Annotated in this window: 23 protein-coding genes and 1 pseudogene; 8 read left to right on the top strand and 16 right to left on the bottom strand. The window is 71.3% G+C overall.

Annotation, left to right across the window (positions count from 1 at the left end; translation table 11 throughout):
• Positions 1-115 precede the first annotated feature (115 nt).
• Both ACTWP8_RS14065 and ACTWP8_RS14060 read right to left on the bottom strand, forming a co-directional pair.
• Positions 116-937: an aquaporin gene (locus ACTWP8_RS14065; RefSeq protein WP_443322476.1), complete on the bottom strand. Its 822-nt coding sequence runs from the start codon at positions 935-937 to the stop codon at positions 116-118.
• Positions 938-1,086: 149 nt separating this feature from the next.
• Complete coding sequence (locus ACTWP8_RS14060; RefSeq protein WP_443322475.1) at positions 1,087-1,401, bottom strand: ArsR/SmtB family transcription factor; 315 nt, start codon at positions 1,399-1,401, stop codon at positions 1,087-1,089.
• 69 nt (positions 1,402-1,470) lie between these two features.
• Here ACTWP8_RS14060 and ACTWP8_RS14055 point away from each other — a divergent pair, with 69 nt between their 5' ends.
• The 3 genes from ACTWP8_RS14055 (at position 1,471) to ACTWP8_RS14045 (ending at position 5,598) form a co-directional block, all read left to right on the top strand.
• Positions 1,471-1,884 (top strand): arsenate reductase ArsC, encoded by a 414-nt coding sequence (locus tag ACTWP8_RS14055; protein WP_443322474.1) that lies wholly within the window; start codon positions 1,471-1,473, stop codon positions 1,882-1,884.
• Positions 1,885-2,167: 283 nt separating this feature from the next.
• Positions 2,168-4,240: a PhoX family protein gene (locus ACTWP8_RS14050; protein ID WP_443322473.1), complete on the top strand. Its 2,073-nt coding sequence runs from the start codon at positions 2,168-2,170 to the stop codon at positions 4,238-4,240.
• Between the two features lie 482 nt (positions 4,241-4,722).
• Entirely contained in the window at positions 4,723-5,598 is an 876-nt protein-coding gene (locus ACTWP8_RS14045) for a LysR family transcriptional regulator (protein WP_443322472.1), read from the top strand.
• Positions 5,599-5,838: 240 nt separating this feature from the next.
• Here ACTWP8_RS14045 and ACTWP8_RS14040 read toward each other — a convergent pair whose 3' ends face one another.
• Complete coding sequence (locus ACTWP8_RS14040) at positions 5,839-6,357, bottom strand: GNAT family N-acetyltransferase (protein ID WP_443322471.1); 519 nt, start codon at positions 6,355-6,357, stop codon at positions 5,839-5,841.
• 20 nt (positions 6,358-6,377) lie between these two features.
• Complete coding sequence (locus ACTWP8_RS14035) at positions 6,378-6,974, bottom strand: helix-turn-helix domain-containing protein (RefSeq protein ID WP_443322470.1); 597 nt, start codon at positions 6,972-6,974, stop codon at positions 6,378-6,380.
• Positions 6,975-7,107: 133 nt separating this feature from the next.
• Between ACTWP8_RS14035 and ACTWP8_RS14030 the strand changes: the two genes are divergently transcribed.
• Together ACTWP8_RS14030 and ACTWP8_RS14025 are read left to right on the top strand one after the other, a co-directional pair.
• Positions 7,108-7,713, top strand: a complete 606-nt coding sequence (locus ACTWP8_RS14030) for a TetR/AcrR family transcriptional regulator (RefSeq protein ID WP_443322469.1) — start codon at positions 7,108-7,110, stop codon at positions 7,711-7,713.
• 18 nt (positions 7,714-7,731) lie between these two features.
• A complete protein-coding gene (locus ACTWP8_RS14025) occupies positions 7,732-8,379 on the top strand; it encodes a peroxiredoxin-like family protein (protein ID WP_443322468.1) in 648 nt (215 codons plus the stop codon).
• A gap of 181 nt (positions 8,380-8,560) precedes the next feature.
• Here ACTWP8_RS14025 and ACTWP8_RS14020 read toward each other — a convergent pair whose 3' ends face one another.
• From ACTWP8_RS14020 to ACTWP8_RS13990, 7 genes and pseudogenes are all read right to left on the bottom strand, one after another.
• Positions 8,561-9,370, bottom strand: a complete 810-nt coding sequence (locus ACTWP8_RS14020; protein WP_443322467.1) for an ArsR/SmtB family transcription factor — start codon at positions 9,368-9,370, stop codon at positions 8,561-8,563.
• Positions 9,371-9,437: 67 nt separating this feature from the next.
• Positions 9,438-9,635 carry a DUF2252 family protein gene (locus ACTWP8_RS14015; RefSeq protein WP_443322587.1) on the bottom strand — a complete coding sequence of 66 codons (198 nt, stop codon included), beginning with the start codon at positions 9,633-9,635 and terminating at the stop codon, positions 9,438-9,440.
• Between the two features lie 17 nt (positions 9,636-9,652).
• Positions 9,653-9,978 (bottom strand): annotated as a pseudogene (locus ACTWP8_RS14010) (DUF2252 family protein); the annotation flags it as partial.
• 8 nt (positions 9,979-9,986) lie between these two features.
• The gene (locus tag ACTWP8_RS14005) at positions 9,987-10,463 is read right to left on the bottom strand and encodes a DUF7144 family membrane protein (protein ID WP_443322466.1); all 477 of its coding nucleotides are present in this window, start codon (positions 10,461-10,463) and stop codon (positions 9,987-9,989) included.
• 288 nt (positions 10,464-10,751) lie between these two features.
• Positions 10,752-12,431, bottom strand: coding sequence for an FAD-dependent monooxygenase (locus tag ACTWP8_RS14000; RefSeq protein ID WP_443322465.1), 1,680 nt, complete (start codon positions 12,429-12,431; stop codon positions 10,752-10,754).
• A gap of 362 nt (positions 12,432-12,793) precedes the next feature.
• Positions 12,794-13,714: a geranyl diphosphate 2-C-methyltransferase gene (locus tag ACTWP8_RS13995; protein ID WP_443322580.1), complete on the bottom strand. Its 921-nt coding sequence runs from the start codon at positions 13,712-13,714 to the stop codon at positions 12,794-12,796.
• Positions 13,715-14,115: 401 nt separating this feature from the next.
• On the bottom strand, positions 14,116-14,538 hold the full coding sequence (locus ACTWP8_RS13990) for a terpene synthase family protein (protein ID WP_443322464.1): 423 nt from the start codon (positions 14,536-14,538) through the stop codon (positions 14,116-14,118).
• A 535-nt stretch (positions 14,539-15,073) separates the two neighbouring features.
• Between ACTWP8_RS13990 and ACTWP8_RS13985 the strand changes: the two genes are divergently transcribed.
• Complete coding sequence (locus ACTWP8_RS13985) at positions 15,074-16,177, top strand: DUF1152 domain-containing protein (RefSeq protein ID WP_443322463.1); 1,104 nt, start codon at positions 15,074-15,076, stop codon at positions 16,175-16,177.
• 111 nt (positions 16,178-16,288) lie between these two features.
• On the opposite strand, the gene ACTWP8_RS13980 is transcribed toward ACTWP8_RS13985, so the two are convergent.
• The gene (locus tag ACTWP8_RS13980; protein WP_443322462.1) at positions 16,289-16,546 is read right to left on the bottom strand and encodes a hypothetical protein; all 258 of its coding nucleotides are present in this window, start codon (positions 16,544-16,546) and stop codon (positions 16,289-16,291) included.
• Between the two features lie 8 nt (positions 16,547-16,554).
• On the bottom strand, positions 16,555-16,860 hold the full coding sequence (locus tag ACTWP8_RS13975) for a hypothetical protein (RefSeq protein WP_443322461.1): 306 nt from the start codon (positions 16,858-16,860) through the stop codon (positions 16,555-16,557).
• A gap of 70 nt (positions 16,861-16,930) precedes the next feature.
• Between ACTWP8_RS13975 and ACTWP8_RS13970 the strand changes: the two genes are divergently transcribed.
• On the top strand, positions 16,931-17,170 hold the full coding sequence (locus ACTWP8_RS13970; RefSeq protein ID WP_443322460.1) for a hypothetical protein: 240 nt from the start codon (positions 16,931-16,933) through the stop codon (positions 17,168-17,170).
• 201 nt (positions 17,171-17,371) lie between these two features.
• Positions 17,372-18,649, top strand: coding sequence for a phenylacetate--CoA ligase PaaK (gene paaK / locus ACTWP8_RS13965; protein WP_443322579.1), 1,278 nt, complete (start codon positions 17,372-17,374; stop codon positions 18,647-18,649).
• On the opposite strand, the gene ACTWP8_RS13960 is transcribed toward paaK, so the two are convergent.
• From ACTWP8_RS13960 to ACTWP8_RS13950, 3 genes are read right to left on the bottom strand one after another with little or no spacing between them, the layout of a single operon-like run.
• Positions 18,609-19,049 carry a hypothetical protein gene (locus ACTWP8_RS13960; RefSeq protein ID WP_443322459.1) on the bottom strand — a complete coding sequence of 147 codons (441 nt, stop codon included), beginning with the start codon at positions 19,047-19,049 and terminating at the stop codon, positions 18,609-18,611. The two genes, paaK and ACTWP8_RS13960, sit on opposite strands and share 41 nt — an antisense overlap.
• A gap of 48 nt (positions 19,050-19,097) precedes the next feature.
• Positions 19,098-20,696, bottom strand: coding sequence for a sensor histidine kinase (locus ACTWP8_RS13955; RefSeq protein ID WP_443322458.1), 1,599 nt, complete (start codon positions 20,694-20,696; stop codon positions 19,098-19,100).
• Positions 20,693-21,409: a response regulator transcription factor gene (locus ACTWP8_RS13950; RefSeq protein WP_443322457.1), complete on the bottom strand. Its 717-nt coding sequence runs from the start codon at positions 21,407-21,409 to the stop codon at positions 20,693-20,695. Before ACTWP8_RS13950 ends, ACTWP8_RS13955 begins: the two co-directional genes overlap by 4 nt.
• Positions 21,410-21,465: the final 56 nt, after the last annotated feature.

The following is a 21,465-nucleotide window of genomic DNA, read 5'->3' as shown; positions in this document are numbered from 1 at the left end:
CAGCCAGCCAGTTGGATCGCGCGGCCGCGTTCGGCGCTGCCACGGCCCCATGTGCAGGGCTGCGGCCTCATGCAGGTATGGAAGGCCCGTGAGTGCTCCTTCTACGGAGCTCGGTTCAGCGATCCGCCGAGGAGCCGCCGCGGGCGCTCCCGCGGCCGAAGATCAGCGCTACCAGGGCCAGGCCCACCGCGGCGCCGGCGAGCTGAGCTCCGATGAAGCCGGGCACCGAAGCCGGGGCGATGCCCGCGAAGGTGTCGCTGAAGGCGCGGCTGATGGTCACCGCCGGGTTGGCGAAGGACGTGGAGGAGGTGAACCAGTACGCGGCACCGATGTACGAGGCGACCGCGGCCGGAGCGAACCGCAGGCGGTCGGAGCGGGCGAGCCCGAAGATCAGCAGGATGAGGCCGGCGGTGGCGACGACCTCGCCGATGAGGAGGTGTCCGGCGGAGCGGTCGTGCGTGGACCACTCGGCCAGCGGCCGGCCGAACATGGCGTCCGCCAGTATGGCGCCGCCGATTCCCCCGGCGATCTGGGCGGGGACGTAGACGGCTGCTTCGCGGCCGGTCACTCCGGAGCCGGAGCCGGCGCCGGGGCCGGAGCCGTCGCGCCGTGCGGTCCACCACTCGGCGAGCGTGACCGCCGGGTTGAAGTGCGCGCCGGAGACCGGGCCGAGCAGCAGGATGAGCACCCCGAGCCCGAAGACGGTGGCGAGGGAGTTGGCCAGCAATTGCACCCCCACATCCCGGCTCAGCTCGGTGGCCTGGATGCCGGAACCCACCACCACGGCCACCAGGGCGGCGGTGCCGACCAGTTCGGCGGCCGCCCGCCGGGTCAGCGGGATGCCCGGCGCCGTCCCCACGGGTTCAGGCACAGGCCCGGCTGTGGGAATGGTGGATACCGCCTCGGCCTCCGGGCCGGTGGCCTGGGTTGCGCTCAACAGGGCTCCTCGGTGCAGTGCGATGGGGGACGCGACGGGTGCGACAAGTGCGACAGGTGCTGGTGCGAGCAGGTGCTGGTGTGACAGGTGCGACAGGTGCGACAAAACAGGGCGCCAAGGGGCGCAATACGGTGCGGCAGCGCGCACGATCAGGGGCAGGAACGCCGTAGATCGCTCTCGGCCGTGGCCCGAGCGGTCTCCGCCAGGTCGGCGAACTGGCCCGCCAGCGAAGCGATGACATCCGGCCGCAGCTTGTAGTACGTGAAGCGGCCGCACGGCTCGGTCTCCACGATCCCGGCCTCACGCAGCACTCTCAGGTGGTTGGAGAGGTTCGTCTGCCGGGCGCCCGTCTCCTCCACCAGGTGCGTGGTGCACAGCGTCTCGTGCGCGAGCAGGGTCACGATCCGCAGCCTGAGCGGGTCGGCGAGGACCCGGATCAGTTCAGCGTCGACTGACGTCATCATGGGCTGATACTCTCACATCAGTCGGTGCTGATGCCACCGCCTCGGCCCTCGTATGAAGAGAGAGACCTGATGTCCGAGAAGCCCTCCGTCCTGTTCGTGTGCGTCCACAACGCCGGGCGCTCCCAGATGGCCGCCGCCTGGCTGACCCACCTGGCGGGCGACCGCGTCGAGGTCCGCTCCGCGGGCTCCGCCCCGGCCGACCAGGTCAATCCGTCCGCCGTGGAAGCCATGAAGGAGGTCGGCATCGACATCGCCACCGAGACACCCAAGGTCCTGACCGTCGAGGCCGTCCAGGCCTCGGACGTGGTCATCACGATGGGCTGCGGCGACACCTGCCCCGTCTTCCCGGGCAAGAAGTACCTGGACTGGCAGCTGGAGGACCCGGCCGGCAAGGGCGTGGAGTCCGTACGGCCCATCCGCGATGAGATCAGGACCCGTATCGAGGGCCTGATCGCCGAGATCGCTCCGACGAATGCCAAGTGACCGCTGAACAGTCCGACGTCCGCAAGTGATCGTCATCGGCTCCGGCCCGGCGCGGTTTACGGCCGCGCTCCATGCGGCGCGGGCCGTGACACGGTCACACGTGTCACACGGTCGGCCCGCCCGGTCAGGGACCGCTCGGCCACCGGCCGCCTCGACGGCAGCTGTTGAGCCGGTGTTCATGTACCGGCGCGCGTCGTGACGAAGTCGGGACCCATGGGTTCCCGCATCGACGACCACCTCCGTATGGTCCGTCGTCTCGTATACGAACCTGCGTGGAGGACGCGTGCCCGACCAGTCGGACGACCACAACAGAGAGCCCGTCGAACTCCCCCTGGTCACGAACCACAACACGGCGCGGTCGGCACTGACATGCCGCTACCGGTGCGGTGACGCCTGCTCCCACGAAGCACCCAACCGCTCGCTCAACCCGTACTTCGGCGACGTGGTGCAGCAGTCGCTGTCCCGCCGGGGGATGCTCAAGGGCGGAGCCGTTCTGGCCATCGGGGCCACGACCGCCGCGGCAGCCACGGTGGCCGCGGCGAACCCGTCCTCTCTGCCCCCGATGGGGCCGCTCCTTCCGCCGGGCCTGCGCTTCGAACCCGTTCCGCCGAACACGACGGACGCCGTGACCCTCCCGCCCGGGTACGAACAGCAGATCGTGCTGCGCTGGGGCGACCCCCTCCTGGCCGGAGCACCGCGCTTCGACGCCCGCCGGCAGACCGCCGAGGCGCAGGCAGGCCAGTTCGGCTACAACGTCGAATACTTGGCGTTGCTGGAATCCCCCGGCCGGTACCAGCAGCTGGTGCTCGTGGCCAACCACGAGTACACCAGCGAACAGATCATGTTCTACGGCTACGACCCGGCCAACCCGACCCGCGAGCAGGTCGAGGTGGCCTGGGCCGCCCACGGCATGAGCGTGGTGGCAGTCCGCGCCGAGCGCGGTTCCGGACGGATCCACCCCCTTCGCGGCGACGTGCTCAACCGCCGGATCACCGCCACCACCCCGATCGAGTTCACCGGCCCGGCAGCGGGCAGCCCCCTGCTGAAGACCAGCGCCGACCCCACGGGCCGTACGGTGCTGGGCACGCTCAACAACTGCGGCGGCGGCGTGACTCCTTGGGGCACGGTCCTGTCCGGTGAGGAGAACGTCAACCAGTACTTCGCCAACGCCGGTGCCGTCACCGATCCGCTCAGCGCCAGGCGCCTGGCCCGCTACGGCCTGCCCACCGGTGCCAGCGAGCGGAAGTGGGAGCGATTCGACGACCGCTTCGACATCTCCAAGGAGCCCAACGAGCCCAACCGCTTCGGCTGGATCGTGGAGATCGACCCGTACGACCCGGAGTCGACCCCGCGCAAGCGCACCGCGCTCGGCCGCTTCAAACACGAGGCCGCCGAGCCCCGGCTGACCCGCGACGGCCGCGTGGCCCTGTACATGGGCGACGACGAACGCTTCGACTACCTCTACAAGTACGTCTCCACCCACGCGTACAAGAAGGGCACCGGCCACGCCGCTCGCGAGCACAACCTGCGGCTGCTCGACGAGGGCACCCTCTACGTCGCCCGCTTCACCGGCGACAGCCCGGGCGGAGAGATCGACGGATCGGGCGCCCTCCCGGACGACGGGGCCTTCGACGGCAGCGGCGAGTGGATCCCACTGGCCACCGGCAGCACTTCACACGTACCGGGGATGACGGCTGACGAGGTCTGCGTCTTCACCAGGCTCGCCGCGGACAAGGCCGGGGCGACGAAGATGGACCGGCCCGAGGACGTCGAGCCGCACCCGCGTACGGGCCGCGTCTATGTGGCGCTGACGAACAACAAGGACCGCGGCGCGGCGGGCAAGGCCGGGGCGGACGAGGCGAACCCGCGCAACGACAACAAGCACGGCCACGTTCTGGAGCTGGACGAGCGGAACTCGGACGCGGCATCGCGCTCGTTCCGGTGGCGGCTGATGCTCGTCTGCGGCAACCCGGACGACCCGTCCACGTACTTCGCGGGCTTCGACAAGGAGCAGGTCAGCCCGGTCTCCTGTCCGGACAACATCGCCTTCGACGAGGGCGGCAACCTCTGGATCGCGACCGACGGCAACGCGCTGGGCTCGGCCGACGGGCTGTTCTCCGTCCCCGTCACCGGCGAACACCGCGGCCACGTCAGGCAGTTCCTGACCGTCCCGCGCGGCGCGGAGACCTGCGGCCCGATCATCACCGGCGAACGCATCCTCATCGCCGCCCAGCACCCGGGTGAGCTCGACGGCGCCAGCGCCGAGAAGCCGGCCTCTGCCTGGCCGGACGGCCCCGGCACCATCCCTCGCCCCTCGATCGTGTCCGTGTGGGCGGAGAGGGGCGGCAGCCGCTGATGTTCGCCGGATCTTTACCGGCCGGGATTCGAGGCCAACGCCATCCAGAGGCCAAGTCCATCCAGAGGCCGAGTTCATGCGAGGTGTGACACGCGATCGGTCACTGGCGCAGAAGGAGGTACGCCGACCGGTCATCGGCGCATGCGGATCCGAAGGTCCCCCCCGTGCCTGCGGATCCGTAGGCGGCGCGAGCGTTATCGAGTGGATTCGATAACGCTCGCGCCGCACCACGGGGACGCCACCCCCGACCAGCGCGAGCCGTCCTCCGTATGACGCGCGGCCGTCGCAGACGCTGCGGGCCCGCGGGAGAGCGGGCCGCGGTGTACCGGAGCCGCGAAGTCGAGGCCATCGCCGTACGGCCCAGCCGGTCCCACCCGTCGGCGGGCCCTCCCTCCCCCGTAGGGAAGGCCCACATCGGAGTGCCCCCCATCGTTTCCAAGGCCCCTGCCCTCATCAAGACCTATCTTCTGTACGATCGGTAAGTGGCGTTTACCGAACTCGGGGAGATCGAGGCGTTCCTGGCCCTCGCCGAGGAACTGCACTTCGCCAGGGCGGCGGACCGGCTCGGGCTGTCCCGGCCGCGGGTGAGCCAACTCATCCAGTCGCTCGAGCGGCGCATCGGAGGCCTGCTCTTCGACCGTACGAGCCGCCGGGTGGCCCTCACACCGACCGGCCACTTCCTGCTGGAACGGGTGAAGCCGAGCTTCGAGGGGCTGCAGCGCTCCATCGAGGAGACCCGGGCCTTCGCCCGTGAGCTGCGCATCGGATTTCTCGGCCCGTTCGCCGGCGCCGTGGACGCCTCGGTGGCCAACTTCCGCCGTACCCACCCGGAGTGGTCGATCAGCATGACCGAGACCGGCTGGGGCGACTACTTCGGGCCGCTGCGGCGGGCCGAGGTCGACATGCAGGTCACCATCTGGCCGGTTCAGGAGCCCGATCTGACGAGCGGCCCGGTGATCGCCGAGTATCCGCGCGTGCTCGCCGTCGCAGCCGACCATCCGCTCGCGACCAGGTCGTCGGTCGACGCGGAGGAACTGGCCGAGCAGACGATGGTCGAAATGCCGCGGACCGCCCCGAAGGAGATCCGCGACGGGTTTCTGCCGCAGAGTACGCCCGGCGGGCGGCCCATCCGCAGGGGACGCCTGGTCAAGACGCAGCACGAGATGCTCAGCCGGGTCGCGTCGAGCAGCGAGGTCTGTGCGACCTCCACCGCGCTGACGCAGTACTACCGCCACCCCGACGTGGTGTTCCTGCCGATGACCGGACTGCCGCCGGCCCGCGCCGTGGTCAGCTGGCGCACCGTCAACGAGAACGCCAAGATCAGGGACTTCGCCGCGTCACTGCCGTCCCTTGCCTAAGGCGTGTTCGGCGGATCACGGCGCCTGCGGCGGGCTTCTCCCCTGACCTCCCGGAGCGACCGCGCAGGTGCTGCCCGCGCCGTCCGGCCGCCGCAAGATCGGGACGATGGTGGTTCGCGCCACCGCCTGACCCCTCAAACCGGCCCCGGTCGTCCGGTTCCCCCGTAGCGGGACGCTGTTGGGGGAATTCTACCCTTTATGCGATGCGGCAGAGTCGCGCCGGTGGAGTCGTCCAGGACCTCAGGAGAGCCGCTTGAAGTAGAAGCTGCAGTCCTGGAGGGAGCCGTCCGGGTCGGCCGCGTAATCGGGGACCATGCCGTAGCGGGTCCAGCCGGCGGAGCGGTACAGGTGCTCCGCGGCGCTGCCGGTCTCGGTGTCGAGGATCAGGAGGCTCGCCCCGGCCCGAGCGGCGGCCTGTTCGGCCGTGGCGAGGAGTGCCCGGGCCACTCCCCGGCCGCGGGCGTCGCGGTGGACCATGAGCTTGACGATCTCGGCGCGGTGCCGGCCGTTGGGCTTGGGGTTCCGGGCGAGGCCGACGGTTCCGGTGATGCCGTCGGGTCCGCGGGCGACCCAGACGGTGAGGCTGCCGTCGGCTACGGCGGGTTGCTGGGCGTGCCACCAGTCTGCCGCCGATTCCTGGCCGAAGGGGGCGAGGAAACCGAGGGAGGATCCTCCCGTGACGACGTCGACGAGGAGGTCGGCCAGGCTCTTCACGCTGGTGCGGAACTCATCCGCGGACAGGCGCGTGATGGTGTGCATCGCGGGCTCCCTCCCTGCGCTCACGGCAGGACGATCATCACGGCGTAACGGACCGGGTCGGGCCCCGGGCAGCGGAACCGCGACCGATCCCACAACCGGAAACGCAGGCAGTCCCCCGCCCGAACCTCGTACACGCCACCGCCCGCGGTGACCTCCAGCACGCCCTCCAGCACCCAGATGTGCTGCTCGAGACCCGGCACGGGCGGTGCGTCGTACGAAATGTCCGCGCCCGGCCGCAAGACGCCCTCGACGATCTCGCCACGCAGCCCGGGATGGGGCGGGGACACCGACCGGCGGGTGAAGCCCGATGCCTCGTCCCGCCAGACCAACTGCTGGCCGAACCTCGCCAGTTGGGGCGGATCCGACTCCACCTCGGCCAGCAACTGCGACATCGTGCGCGCGTACGCCGCGCACAACTTGCCCAGCAACGCGGCCGTCGGGCTGATCTCCGCCCGCTCCAGCCGTGACAGCGTGGAACGGCTCGCGCCCGTGCGCCGCGCCAGCTCATCCAGCGACCAGCCGTGCTCAACCCGCAGCTGGGCGAGCCGCCCCGCCAGGCGGGCTTCCACGGGCTCGGGACCAGGGCTCTGCGGGGGCCCTTCCTCCACAGGTCTCATGATTCTCACAACCGAGAATGTATCTCAGATATGAGAAGAGAAGCCCATGCGCGGGAACAGGCGCCGTCAACGCCCTTGCTCCGCATGCCACTTGGGCATAACTTGGAACGGTCGTTCCAGGATGGAGGTGCGCATGCCGGACGTGAGACATTTCGACGTCGACGCCCTGCTCGACGCCGTCGTGCGGCTGTTCTGGCGGCAGGGGATGTCCTCGACCGGAATCCAGAACCTGGTGGCGGCGACAGGAGTGAGCCGCTCCAGCCTCTACGCGACCTTCGGAAACAAGGACGGCCTGTACGTCGCCGCACTGCGGCGCTACATCGAGCGCAACTCCACCCCGGCCTTCGCGTGGCTGGCCTCGAATCCCTCGGGCCTGCCGGCGATCGAGGACTTCTTCGCCGACCTCATTCAGATGCGCTGCTCGGGCCACTACGCCGGGTGGGGGTGCATGGTCACCAACGCCCACTCAGGACCGGAATGCCACGACCCCGAAGTCCGCCGCGTGCTCGACCGCCATCACCAGCAGCTCGAGAAGGCCATGCGTTCCGTTCTGGGCACGGCCGCCGCACGCGGCCAAGTCCCCCGCACCCTCGACCTCGACTCCACGGCCGCGGTCCTCGCCGTCGTCACCTACGGGATCAACCTGCGCTCCCGCGCGGGCGCCGACCCCGAAGCCCTCGGCGCCACCGTCGCCGCGGTCCTCGACCCACTGCGCACCACACCCCCTCATCAGCCCTGACCAGGAGGAACACACCCGATGAGCCTCAATGAGGAACTGCGTGCCTGCCGCGAGTCCGCCCCGGACCACATCCCGCCCGCCATACGGGAGGTCATGAACCGGGCCGCCCGCGACCTCGCGGAGTCCGGGCAGGCCGAGCGAGCGCTCGGCGTGGGCGTACAGGCCCCCCGCTTCAGCCTGCCCTCGGCAACCGGGCAGACCGTGAACCTGGACGATCTCCTCGCGCAGGGGCACGTCGTGCTCAGCTTCTACCGCGGCGCCTGGTGCCCGTTCTGCAACCTGGAGCTGAGGGCCCTGCAGCAGCACCATCACGAACTGACCGCCCGCGGCGCACAGTTGGTCGCCGTCTCCCCGCAGATCCCGGACGAGTCGCTGTCCCTGAGCGAGAAGCACCAGCTGGCCTTCGACGTCCTCAGCGACGTGGGATCCGACCTCGCCAAGCAGTACGGGCTCGCCTTCGACCTTCCCGAGGACCTGGCTGCCGCCTACGACTCCCTGGGCTTCGACCTCCAGCGAGTCAACGGCGGACACGCCCGCACCCTGCCCATCCCCGCCACGTACGTCATCGACCGCGAGGACGAGATCCGCTGGGCCTTCGTGAACTCCGACTACACCGCCCGCGCCGAACCGGCCGACATCCTCGCGGCCCTCGACACCTTGCGCTGACCACCAGCCAGACGGCTGAGGCCGCGAACGGCGCCGCGGTGATCAGCAGCCAGGGCGCCAGGAACGTCCCGCCGGGAAGGCCGGTCAAAGCCTGTGGCAGGGCGCCTCGATCAGAGCTCACCAGCCGTCCCGCCCCGCTGGGCCCTGCTCCGCCCCCAGGACTGACCACGTCGTGGCCCGATCACGCGCCCTGGCCGACGCGGTCGGGCGTCGGCAGGGGTTCGCCGGTTTCGAGCAGGGTCTTGAGGTCGCACAGGAGCTGCGGCCAGCCTTCGCCGACCATCTCCAGCACGGTGCTGCCCGGCTCGAAGCCGTCGTGTACGACGGTCAGCTTGACCATCTGCCCGAGTGGTTCGATCTCGAAGGTCACCTTCGACCGGCGCTCCTCGACCACCTTGGTCAGTACCTCGTCGCTCACGCCGGCGGCCTCGGCCCACTCCGGCGTGAAGGTGTGCCAGGTGTAGGACAGCCGGCGGCAGGGCTCGGACTCGAGGACGACCTGAGCAGGATCGGCGGTCTTCGCCCCCCGCTCGTCCCAGATCATCGGCGATCCGGCCTTCCAGTCCGTCTCGAAGGCCACCCCCCAGTAGCGACGGGTGAAAGCCGGGTCGGTCAGCGCCTGCCAGAGCCGTTCCGGCGTGGTGTTGATGTAGGTCGTGTACGCGAACGCGTTGCCAGCCATGGGTGCCAGCTCCAATGCTGTCTTCAAGTCGGCGAGTGCGCGCACCCGCTCGCGGTCGTACTGGTCGATCCAGCGCTCGGCGATGGCATTGATCGGCGCGGCGTTGAGGTAGTGCAGCTTCTCCCGGCCACGCCACACCGTGGTCACCAGGTCGGCCGCCTCCAGCACCGCCAGATGCTTGCTGACCGACTGCCGGGCCATGTCGAGACCGGCGCACAGCTCCCGCAGACTCTGCCCGTTGCGGGCGTTCAAGCTGTCGAGCAGCCGCCGTCGGCTGGCATCGGCCAGCGCCTTGAACACCTCGTCCATCTATCGCCATCCTCCGAACATGCAGCCATCCGGCTGCCTAAACCATAGGCAGCCGGATGGCTGCATGTCAACGCCCGGCCTGGCGGAACCGGGGACGCCAGTCGGAGGCGGCCTCCATCAGCCGCTGACCTTCGACAACCCGCTCTCCCTGGTTCGCGTACGTCACGTGCGCCGCGTGCGCCGTCGCCGGTGGCGCATCCGTCCCGTACGTCGTGCGGGTCCCCTGCGTCGCGTACGCGCCCTGGTCGACGTACCGCGGGAGCACCGACTGGTCGGCCGCCTTGGCCTGCGGCAGCAGCTGGTCCTCTTGTCGAGCTGCTCGGATGCGACGGCCTGGATATCGTCCGCATCCACATGGGCGCACCAGACCGCGAGATGGCCCAGGGCGGCCAGTTCCTGCATCCACTCGCGGTGGGACCGGACCATGGCGCGGACGATCGCGGCGCGTTCCGAGTCCGTGAAGCCGCTCTCCCGCGCCGCGATCACCAGGCTGGCCGCCAGCCGTTTGACGTCCCACTCCCAGAAGTTCAGCAGGTGCGCGTCCCCGCAGAGGTGGGCGGTGAGGGCCGAGCGCGGGTGGCGGCCAGGTCGGAAGCCATGATCGCGGCACAGACGGTCAGGCCGCGGTCCCGGGCCGGGCCCCGGCCCCGGGTTCGGCCCCGGTCACGGAACGCCGTGGTGCCGCGCACAGAGCGCAGATGACGAAGATGTCGATGGCGAGGAGCGTCAGGGCCCAGAACGGCGCGTAGGGGATCCACAGGAAGTTCGACAGCGCGCCGAGCCCCGCGAGGACGACACCTACGGCCCGCGCCCACAGCGCTCCGGTGAAGAGCGCGAAGCCCGCGACGACGATCACGGCGCCCAGGATCAGGTGGATGAAACCCCAGCCGGTGAGGTCGTATTCGAATGCGTAGTTGCGTGTGGCGACGAAGACGTCGTCCTCGGCTATGGCGGCGATCCCCGCGAAGAGGGCCATGAGCCCACCGAAGATCATCATGACTCCGGCGAAGACGATCCATCCGCTCACGGGTCCACTGGTGACGGAACTTCGGGCAGCGCCGCCTGCTCGAGCCCCACCTACATGACTGGTCATGGGTGGCTCCTTTGCCAGCATTTCCTGCCCGTCGGCCGGGCTTCGCCCGATCGGCGGTATGCACTTCCACGTTTCCACAGCCCGGCCCGGCAGGCATCTCGGTGCCGGGGTGCCCAGGTCACCCGGTCACCGCGGACTGGCGCAGTCGGCCATCGCGGCCTCCCGCCTGTGTGGGGCGGCTCGCTCAGTCGTCTGCTGAGCCGCCTGCACGTACGGGCGCGGAGCCCGGCCCCGGCCCCGGACCCGGCCCGGATCCGGCCCGGACCTGGATCCGGACCCCACGTTCGGCTAGGTCAGCCGCCACGCGCTCAGGTAGTCGCGCAGACCGGAGAGGTCCGTTCCGCCCGCGCGGTAGCCGATGTGGCCGTCCGGGCGGATCAGGTAGTGACCCGTCCGGTCGGCGGACAGCCCGAGGCGGCGCAGCGCGAGGCCGTCGAGATCATGGAGGCCGCCAGGCGTGGGGTCGGGGCTGAGCAGGTGCCCAGTGAGCGCGCTGGGACCGTGCCCGGCAGGCCAGACATCGGCAAGGGCATCTGCATCGGCATGGTCGTGGGCGAAGGCACGGGCGCGGCCGCACAGCAACAAGTGATGGCCGGGAGCGGCGAGTTCGCGGTGGAGCGTGGTCGGCCTGCCGTCCGCGGAGACGGGTGCGTCCGGCAGCCGGTCGCCCGCCCGGGGCCCTCGGCGCGGCGCCCCGGGCCCGTCCTGCGACACAGGGCTCGACCGGTAGTGGATACGCAGCTGTGTGACGGTGCGCAGCCCGTACGCCCGCCCGGCCCTGATCCGCAGGGCCAACGGCATCAGACGGGGCGCGACCTGCGTGCGGGCGAACCGTACGAGGGGATGGGTGGACGTGCCGATGGTGAACGCCCGGTCGGTGAAGCGCAGGACGTTCCGGCCGACCGGCGCCCGCTCCGGTTCGTAGGTGTCGAGCAACTCGGGCCTCGCCCGGCCCGCCGAGACCAGTCCGAGCTTCCAGCCGAGGTTCACGGCGTCCTGGATACCGGTGTTCATGCCCTGCGCACCGGCCGGGCTGTGGATGTGGGCGGCGTCGCCCGCCAGGAACACCCGGCCCGCCCGGTAGTCGCGGGCCCCGCGGTTGTGGAGCCGGAAGTTGGTCATCCACACCGGATCGCGCAGCCGGACACTCGCCCCCGTGTAGGCGTCCGCGAGCCGCTGCACCTCCGCCAGCTCCACAGGCCGCTCCACGGGCGTGGTGTCGCAGGCGGGTCGCATGGCCAGCAGGCGCCAGGTCGCCGGAGCTTCCAGCGGGAAGAAGAGCAGCAGGCCACGGGGGGACAGGAAGGCGTGCGCCCAGCCGGGCTCGATGCCGTCGGCCTCCAGGTCGGCCAGCACGAACGTCTGCGGGTAGGCGCGGCCCTCGAAGGGGATACCGGCCGCCTGCCGCACCCTGCTGTGGGCACCGTCGCAGCCGACCACGTACCGGGCCGCAACGGTTTCCTCGCTCCCGTCGCCGTGCCGCAGCGTGCAGATGACCGCGTCGCCTGGCGCGTCGGGCGCGAGGCCGGAGTCGCGGGCGGCGTCGAGGTCGGCGTCGAAATCGAGGAGCTCCGTGCCGCGCTCCACGCGCACTCCCCGCCCGCCGAGGTGGTCGCCGAGGATGCGCTCGGTCTCGGCCTGGGAGAGGAAGAGGAGGTACGGGTACGCGGTGTCCTCGACGCCGATGTCGAACAGCCGCACCGGAACCGCCCGTTCACCGACGTGCATCTGGAGCCGTACGGCCCGGTTGCCGCGTTCCACCATCTCCTCGGCGACTCCGCCGACCCCGGCGAGCACCTCCAGAGTGCGGGGCTGCACGGCGAGCGCACGCGATTCGTGCACCCGGTCCGGCTGTCGGTCCACCACCCGGAACCGGACCCCGTAGCGCTCCAGCTGCGCGGCCAGCGCGAGGCCCGTCGGGCCGCCGCCGACGACCAGGACGTCGAGCGGGTCCAAGGAATTCACCACACGTTGATTATTACTCATGGAGCCCGGTGACTCGCCGCTCCGGGCGGCTTCCGGCCGGCGTTGCGGGCACCACGGCACTTCGCACGCCCCCCGGGGAGGTGATGCCGCATCCGCCAGGTCACGTGGGGGACCGAAGGGACCACCCCACGCGTGCGCCCCCCGCTCGCAGCCACCCGCGGGGCGCTCTCCGCGCGAGCAGTACGCGGTGTTCGGTCCCCTCAACCGTTCAGCCGCGCGTCCGAGCACGCTGAACGAGCCGGTGTGGATGTACTTCGACGACGAGACATGGGGAAAGGCGGCAACTGGTCACCGCGCTTCGGGAGTACGTACGACTGAACGACGCAGCGGCCACGTCGTCGGGCTCAGATACGGTCGGCGGCGATGAGCAGGTAGTGGAAGCTGCCCTCCCGGTACGCGGTGAGGAAAGGGTCCTCGATGCCCGTCGCCACCGAGGACTCCGCGCGCAGCTCCCAGTAAGGGATCGTCTGGGCCGTCAGGTCGATCACGTTGATCGGGACGAAGCCGTTGGCCGCAAGCGCCCTGAAGTACTCGCTCCTGGGGTGGATGTTGCACGTGTAGTGCTCGTCGATGCGGCTCACGGCCTTGGAGCGGCCGCCGGTCACGTCGTTGTAGCAGCCGGTGATGCAGACGTAGCGGCCGCCGTACTCCAGCACGCGGGCGAACTCGTCGAAGAGCTCGAACAGGTCCACGTACATGGTGGTTTCGTTGGTCCAGACGGCCCGGCGGGAGCCGGCCTCGAAGCCGGTGTCCAGCATGTTGCGGACGTGGAACCGCACCCGGTCGTCCACGCCGCGCTCCGCCGCCTGGTCGTTGGCGAAGCCGACCTGGTACTCGGAGATCGACACACCGTCCACCTGGCAGCCGTAGCGCTGATGGGCCATGAAGCTGGTGCCGCCCCGGCCGGAGCCTGCGTCGAGCAGCCGGTCGCTGGGTGAGATGGCCCCCAGGTGGTCGAGAAGAACGTCCGCCTGTGCCGTTTCCAGCCGGTGCATCTCCTCGATGATGCGGTCGTCCCAGGTGTCCTCCGGGCCCTCCAGCACGGAGGGGTCGTAGTCGCCGATGCCGTAGTGGTGGTGGTAGAGGCCGTCGATGCCGCCGAGCCGGAGGTTGACCGGATCCTGCTGCTTGTTGTCCCAGTACGCCGCTACGGCCTTCTGGTACGCGGTGCGCAGGACCCCTGCGGCGGAGGGGGTGGCGGCGGGAGCGGCGGAGGTGGCGGAGGCATGGGTCGCGCCGGTGGTGGAGGGAGTGGTCGCGGCCATGGGGGTGACTCCTTCGTTCGTCGGGCTGCGGTCCTCCGGCCGAGGGCAGCCTCGGATCAGATCGAGGGCCAGGTCCAGGGCCAGAGCCAGGGCCAGGTCCTGTGCCAGGTCGGAGGTCGGGTCGGAGATCAGGTCCAAGGCCGGGCCTGAGGCCGGGCCGGGCGCCAGGCCTGAGGCCGGGGCGGAGGCCGGGTCGGAGGCCGGGGCGGAGGCCGGGTCGGAGGCCGGGTCGGAGGCCGGGGCTGAGGCCGGGTCGGAGGCCGGGGCTGAGGCCGGGTCGGAGGCCGGGGCTGAGGCCGGGTCGGAGGCCGGGGCTGAGGCTAAGTCGGGGGCCGGGGCCAGGTCCGGGGCTAAGTCCGGGGCCGGGGCCGGGTCGGCGGCTAGGCCTCGGAGCGCGCCGCTCATGTGCGGCTCGCTTCACCGCCGTAACGGGCACTGCCCGCGTGCCACTCGCGGTTGCCGCCGAGCCAGGCCCACACCCCCGACAGGAAGCGGCGCAGGGCCGGGGAACCGGTGAAGGCGATGGCCGCCGCCTCCGCATCGAAGGCGCGCACCAGCTCGTCGTGGATCCGGACGCTCCGCTCGACCGCCTCCCGCAGCGAGCACTTCTCCTCGGCGGCGATGACCGTGGGCAGGTTGAAGTCCAGCCCGGAGGCCTGGTGTTCCTTGGTCAGCGAGTACAGGTCGTTCACGAGCGTGCTTGCGGTTCCGGCCACCGTGACGGCCCGGCGCACCCGCGGATCGGCGTATTCAGCGGCGGGCAGCTCGTACCCGCCGACGGGGTCGATCACCGCCGAGGCGGGCATCCGGGACAGCAACGACATCGTCGCACCTCGCGTTTCCGGGCGATCCACGGGTGATCCACACAGCCTTGAGAAGTGCCCTGACGCCGGCCGCCCACTCCAGAGCCGATCACCCTTTGCAGTCAGATGCATTCACACAGTGACCACCGCCCACACAGGCGCACGAGACGACTCGCAGCAGCGCACCAGCAGTACGCGCCCCCTCGTAGCACCTGAAGCGCTGCCCAAAGGCGTGCTCAGGCACGCTGGCCCGGTCTTACCCGCCTGGCCTTGCCCGCCCGGCCGCCGATGACGGCCATGTCGGGATCTGCCCTTCTCTGGGAAGCCATCTGGCCCTGGGGCGAGGTGGATTGCCCCGAAGACACTCATAGGCGGCCTTCCACCCGCAGCAGTGGCTGGACTGACATTCGTCAACGGGATTCCGCCAGGGAGCCATCCGGGGGAAGCCGGCGCGAGTGACGTGGCGGTTGCACACGCTGTGGCTACGACCGGAGCCGGCGTCACCGCCGCCGCCGACGTACGGGTGCGGTGCCCGCCGCCCCCGTACGCTGGCCGCGTGACGCGTTTGATCGTGGCGGCGGGAGGCGGTGGTGATGCTGTCGCCGCCGCGATGCTGCACGCCGCGCTGTACGGGGACGACGACCGCCCGGCGGTGATCCTCACGTACGCCTGGGACCGCCTCCTGGTCGACCCGGTCCCCGGCCCGCGCGGGCCTGCCGACTTCACCGGGCTGCGCCCGCTCGCGCCCGGCGTCCGGGCCGTGCCCGCCGACGCCGCACCCGTACCGCCCGCGGGCTCCACCCTCCCCCGCCTGGCCGCCGAACTGCCGCACACCTTCGCGCTCATCGACCCCTTCCAAGGGGTCGAGGGCATGACGCGCGGGCTCGAGGAGCTCATCGCGCACCTGACGCCCGGCTCGGTCGACCTGTTCGACGTCGGCGGCGACATCCTCGCCCGCGGTGACGAGCCCACGCTCCAGAGCCCGCTGGCCGATGCCCTGTCCCTCGCGGCCTGCTCCCGGCTCGACGCGCCCGTCCGGCTCCTCGTCGCGGGTCCGGGTCTGGACGGCGAGATCCCGGTGGACGTACTCCGCGAGCGGCTCGGCAGGCGGCTGCTCACACTCGGCCCGCGGCAGGTCGAGGCCGCGGGCCGGGTGCTGGAGTGGCACCCGTCCGAGGCCGCCGCCATGCTCTCGGCCACGGCACGCGGGGAGCGCGGCCTCTGCGAAGTCCGGGGCGCCGGGCTGCTGGTGCCGCTCACCGACGAGAGCCCGGCGGTCCACGAGGCCAACCTCGGCGGGGCACTGCGCAGGAACCGGCTCGCCCGCGCCGTCCTCGCGTCGACCAGCCTCGACGAGGCCGAGCGGCACAGCCGGGAGATCTGCGGCTACTCGGAGATCGACTACGAGCGCGAACGGTCGGCGGCAGCGGTGCGGCTCACGCAGGAGCCGCCCGCGGAGCTCGATCGCGACGCGGTTCTGGAGCGGCTCGACGCGTTCGAGAGCGAGGCACGCGCGCGTGGCGCCACACACACCTCCTTCCGCCGCATCACCGAGGTCCTCGGCATCCCCGGCTCCCAGCGGCTGCCCCTGCGCGACCTCCTGATCCGCACCCGCCCCGAGCAGTACGCGCCCCCGCTCTGGCGCCTGCGCCAGGACTGACAGCGCGAGGCGCCGCCGGGAACCGGGCGCCAGGTTTCCCGCCCCGCGGAAGAGGAGACCGAGGTCGGGTCCGGGGTGTATGTGGCCCGGCCTCAGCCCTGCGACTTGCAGCTACTCGGCGGGTGTGCCGCCGGGAGCCGGTGCGGCAGCACGGATGGCGCGCAGCTTGGCGGTGAGAACCGGTCCGTCGGCGGAAGGCTGCTGCTCGCTGATCGTCTCGTAGCCCCACGACTCGTACAGCGCCTTCACCTTCCCGTGCCCCGCCTGCGGGTTCACCAGAAGGGATACCTGCTCCTCCGGCCGATGCGCGAGGAGCTCGTCATGAATTCGCAGGGCGATGCCGGTGCCGCGGCAGGGCGCTCGGAGCATGATCTCCTTCAATGCCACGGTGGAGATGTCGGTGCATCCGTCGGGCAGGGGGTGGTCATACGCCTCCACCAACGGTCGTCCGGTTGAAGGGTGTTGACGTATGCGTATCCCACCGGCTCTTCGCCGTCGTAGGCGATAACGGCCTCCCAGCCGGGCTCCGAGGCGTGCCGGGCCAGCCGCTCGCCGTACCGCTCCACTGAGTAGTGCGGTTGGTGAAGCTGATCGGCACGCACTTCGGCATACACCTCAATGAGCTCGTGCCATACGGGTTCCACGTCGAGGGCGTGGCGCAGATCGATGCCGTTGATGGTCACGCCTTGTTCCTCCGGGAGTCGTGGGCGTACTGGTCCCAGGTGCGGGTGGCGAGCTGGACGGTGCAGCGGCGTGGAGCTTGATGCCGAAGTTGCCGAGCATTCTGGTGACGCGTGGGTGGCGGGTGAAGACATCGGCGGGAATGGACATCGCGGTGGCGATGGCGGGTTCGATGTCGCCTTGTCCGAGTTGGGCGTGGGCGAGCCGGGCGGTGGTAATGGCTCGGGTGCGATGCATGTGCGGGCGGAGCAGGGCCAGGCTTCGATGGGCGTGTGCTTCGGCCTGCTCGAAGTGGCGCGCGGTCGGCCTTGACAGGTGGGCGCGGGGCTGGATTACTGGGCCGAGCCACACCGAACGGTCGGTCGGGATACGAGGTGGTGGAGCCGCATGAGAATCACGTCGGACCGAACGGACCGAACGGACCGAACGCACCGGGCGGGCCGGACAGGCCAGGGCCGGGCGGGGCGACTCGGTGCCGCGCCGGATGGCGGCGAGCTGGACGCCGCCGAGCGGATGAGCCCGGACGAGCTGAGGGCCCACCAGCTCGCCCGACTGCAGGCGACCTTGAAGCACGCGTACGCCCACGTCGAGCTGTACCGGCGGAAGTTCGACGCGGCAGGCGTCCGGCCCGAGGACTGCCGTACGCTCGCCGACCTCGCCCGCTTCCCCTTCACCACCAAGGCCGATCTGCGGGACACCTACCCCTTCGGCATGTTCGCCGTGCCCGACAGCGAGATCCGGCGCATCCACGCCTCCAGCGGCACCACCGGCCGCCCGACCGTGGTCGGCTACACCGAGAACGACCTGTCCATGTGGGCCGATGTGGTCGCCCGTTCCATCCGCGCCGCAGGCGGCAGGGCGGGCGACAAAGTGCACATCTCGTACGGCTACGGCCTGTTCACCGGCGGCCTCGGCGCGCACTACGGAGCCGAGCGGCTCGGCTGCACCGTCGTCCCCGCCTCCGGCGGCGTGACCGCCCGCCAGGTGCAGATCATCCAGGACTTCCGGCCCGAGATCATCATGGTCACGCCCTCCTACATGCTGACGATCCTCGACGAGTTCGAGCGCCAGGGCATCGACCCACGCTCCACCTCCCTCAAGGTCGGCATCTTCGGCGCCGAACCGTGGACCGAGGAGATGCGCCGCGAGATCGAGGAGCGCCTCGACCTGCACGCCGTGGACATATACGGCCTGTCCGAGGTCATCGGCCCAGGTGTCGCGCAGGAGTGCGTGGAGACCAAGGACGGGCTGCACGTGTGGGAGGACCACTTCTACCCGGAGGTCGTCGACCCGGTCACCGACGAGGTGATGACCGAGGGGGCGGAGGGCGAGCTGGTCTTCACCTCGCTCACCAAGGAGGCGATGCCGGTCGTCCGCTACCGCACGCGGGACCTCACGCGCCTGCTGCCCGGCACCGCACGACCCGCCTTCCGCCGGATCGAGAAGATCACCGGACGCTGCGACGACATGATCATTCTGCGTGGGGTGAACCTGTTCCCCAGCCAGATCGAGGAGATCATCCTCCGTACGCCGGGTGTCGCCCCGCACTTCCAGCTGCACCTCACCCGCCAGGGGCGGATGGACCACATGACCGTACGGGCCGAGGCCCGCCCCGGCGCCACCCGCGATCAGCGCGACGCCGCCGCCGCCGCGATCGTGCAGGGCGTCAAGGACGGGATCGGGGTGAGCGTCGAGGTCTGCGTGGTCGACCCGGAGACCCTGGAACGCTCGGTGGGCAAGATCCGGCGCGTCATCGACTCTCGCGGCGATTCTCGCGGCACCACTTCCTGACTTCGGTCAGGTCCTTCTGGCGCTGCTCGAGCGTGGGGACGAGGGAGCGGCGGAACGTGAGTTTGTGGTTCAGGTAGGTCTCGATCTCGTCGTGGCCCGCCGCCTTGGCGTTCGCCACCCGCTTTTCGAGCCGGGCGATCGAGCCGCGCTTCGCCGCGCCCGCGCTCAGCCGGTGCAGTGCGCGCTCGATGCGCTTGTCGATCTTGGGTGCGTGCTTGCACAGCGCCCGGGCGCCGTCCCCGGCCCCCTCGCCGTCCGCGGTCCGCGCCGCGCTCGCCGACGGCGTACCGCCGTCCCCGCCGCCCGCCACGGCGGTCCCCGCCACGCCCAGCAGGACGCCGGTGGTGGTGAGGGCGGCGAGAGCGACGGCAACTGACCTGGTCCTGGGCTTCCTTGGCATGACTGTCCCTCCATGTCCGAGGCGGGCGGCTGCCCGCAACCCGGAACGCTAGGAACCGTCTTTGTGGAAACTCTGTGGCCCGCCCGCAGTCGGTCTCCCGCCCGCAGCCTGCGGCCGCGCGGCGGTCGCAGACTCCGCGGTCGCAGACTCCGCAGTCGCGGCGCTCGCCGCGGTCGCCGCGGTCGCCGCCGTTCCGATCATCCAGTCGCGCCGCAGCGGCAGCGTCGCTTCGGTGTCCGGCGGCCCGTCCTGGAGGGGAATGCGGACCTCGATACGGGTTCCTGGGCCCGCCGGCCGGTCGAGGACCCGTATCCGCCCCCGGTGCAGCGCGATCTGCTGGGCGACGAGCGTGAGTCCGAGGCCCGAGCCGGGGCTGTCCGGGCGCCGCTGGAACCGCTCGAAGACCGCGCCCCGCGACTGCGGCGGTATGCCGGGCCCCCGGTCGTCCACCGTCAGGACCGCAACCGGCACGCCCGCCTCCGCCTCCGCCCACAGCACGGCCGCCACCTCCGCCGCCCGGTCGCCCTTCCGCCCGTGCACCAGCGCGTTGGTCAGAAGGTTGTCGACGACGGTGCGCAGCCCCGGCTCCCAGCCGTAGACCCACAGCCCCGGCACGCCGTCCACCTCGATCCGCGCCTCGGGGTGCCTGCGCCGCAGGTCCCCGGCCGATGCGTCGAGGACCTCCGCCAGGTCCACAGGACCGAATGCCTCCGCCTCCACCAGGTCGCCTCTGCCGAGTTCGCGCAGCATGACGAGCAGGCCGAGCAGCCGCGCGTGTTCCCGCCGGAGGTCCGCGAGCACCTCGTCCCGCTCGGCCGCCGCAAGACCGGGGTGGTCGTCCAGGATCTCCAGGTTGGTCTGCATGCTCATCAGCGGGGTCCGCAGCTCGTGCGACGCCGCCGCCGAGAAGGACCGCGCGGTGGCCAGCGCCTCCGCCGTACGGGCCGCCTGCTCGTCGTACCGGGCGAGCACCGTCCGCAGCGTACGGGCCAGGTCGTCGACCTCGCCGACCCCCGTCGGGGCGTGCACCGGCCGGGTCGTCGTGGATCTGGGGTCGAGGCCGCTGGTGCGCTGCTGCAGCAGGCGCAGCGGGCGGGCGGCGCGGGAGGCGACGGCCCAGGCCAGCAGCCCGGACAGCGGCGCGGCGAGCAGCGCGACGGTGACCACCCGCCTGCGTACGAGGCCGAGTTGGGCCTCGCCCGCCGTGTCCGGGGAGAACAGCCACAGGGTGCCCGCGACACCCTTCCGCGCCCCGGTCACCTGAACCGAGAGGGCCCGCCAGCTCTCGCCCCCGGCGCGCAGCGTGACGGGCGCGGGGGCGCTGGCAGGGAGCGCCACGGACGGGTCGGGCTGCGGTCCGCCGGACGCGGTGCCCTCGGGGCCGATGAGCCGGATGCCGACGTCGAGCGCGGAGGCGTACAGGCGCCGCTCGCGGGTCTGCTCCACGGCCGGCGGGCGGTCGAGGGCGGCGGCGCGCAGCAGGCGGCGGGCGTCCTTGGTGACGGCGGCCGCGCGAGCGCGGAGGTGGGCGTCCTGCTGGGCGTGCAGGTCGGCCGCGACCAGCCGCAGCAGCAGCCAGCCCGCGGCCAGTACGAGCAGGGGTACGACGGCTCCGACGGCGAGCGCGATCCGCGTGGAGAGCTTCACCGGCCCTCCCCGCGGGCGTCGTCGCGCAGGACGAAGCCGACACCCCGCACCGTATGGATGATCCGGGGCCGTCCGCCGGATTCGAGCTTGCGCCGCAGATAGCTGACGAACGTGTCGACGGCGTCGGTGCGCACCTCGAAGTCGTAGCCCCAGACCCGGTCCAGGAGCTGGTCGCGGGTGAGCACGATGCCGGCGTTGCGGGCGAGCACTTCGAGGAGCTCGAACTCGCGCCGGGTGAGTGCGAGCGGCGCGCCGTCCAGCCGAGCCGCGCGCGCCGCCGGGTCCATGAGCAGGCCGCCGACCCGTACGGCCTCGTCGCCGGCCCTGGCCGGACGGCGGCGCAGCAGAGCCTGCAGGCGCAGCACCAGCTCCTGCAGCGCGAACGGCTTGACGAGGTAGTCGTCACCACCCGCCTGCAGCCCCGCGATCCGGTCGCCGGTCTCGTCCAGGGCGGACAGCATCAGTACGGGTACGTCGTTCCCGTCCTCGCGGAGCCTGCGGCACACCTCGATCCCGCTCAGGTCGGGCATCGAGATGTCGAGCACGATCACATCGGGCGGCAGGGTCCGTACGCTGCTCAGCGCCGGGTGACCACCGTCGGCCAGCGCCACGGAGAAGCCGCGCAGCCTCAAGCCCCGCTCGAGCGACCTGCGGATCGCCGCATCGTCGTCGACCACCAGGACGCGCCCCTGGCCGCCGTCGTTCCCGGCCATACGGTCCTCCCTCGCCGCCTGCCCCGCCTGTTCCGCCTGCTCCGGCGCACCATCGT

The sequence above is a fragment of the Streptomyces sp. 7N604 genome, assembly GCF_052245475.1.
Classification (GTDB): Bacteria; Actinomycetota; Actinomycetes; order Streptomycetales; family Streptomycetaceae; genus Streptomyces.
The sequence above is the reverse complement of the archived record's forward strand: the minus strand, read 5'-3'. Positions and strand labels throughout refer to the sequence as shown.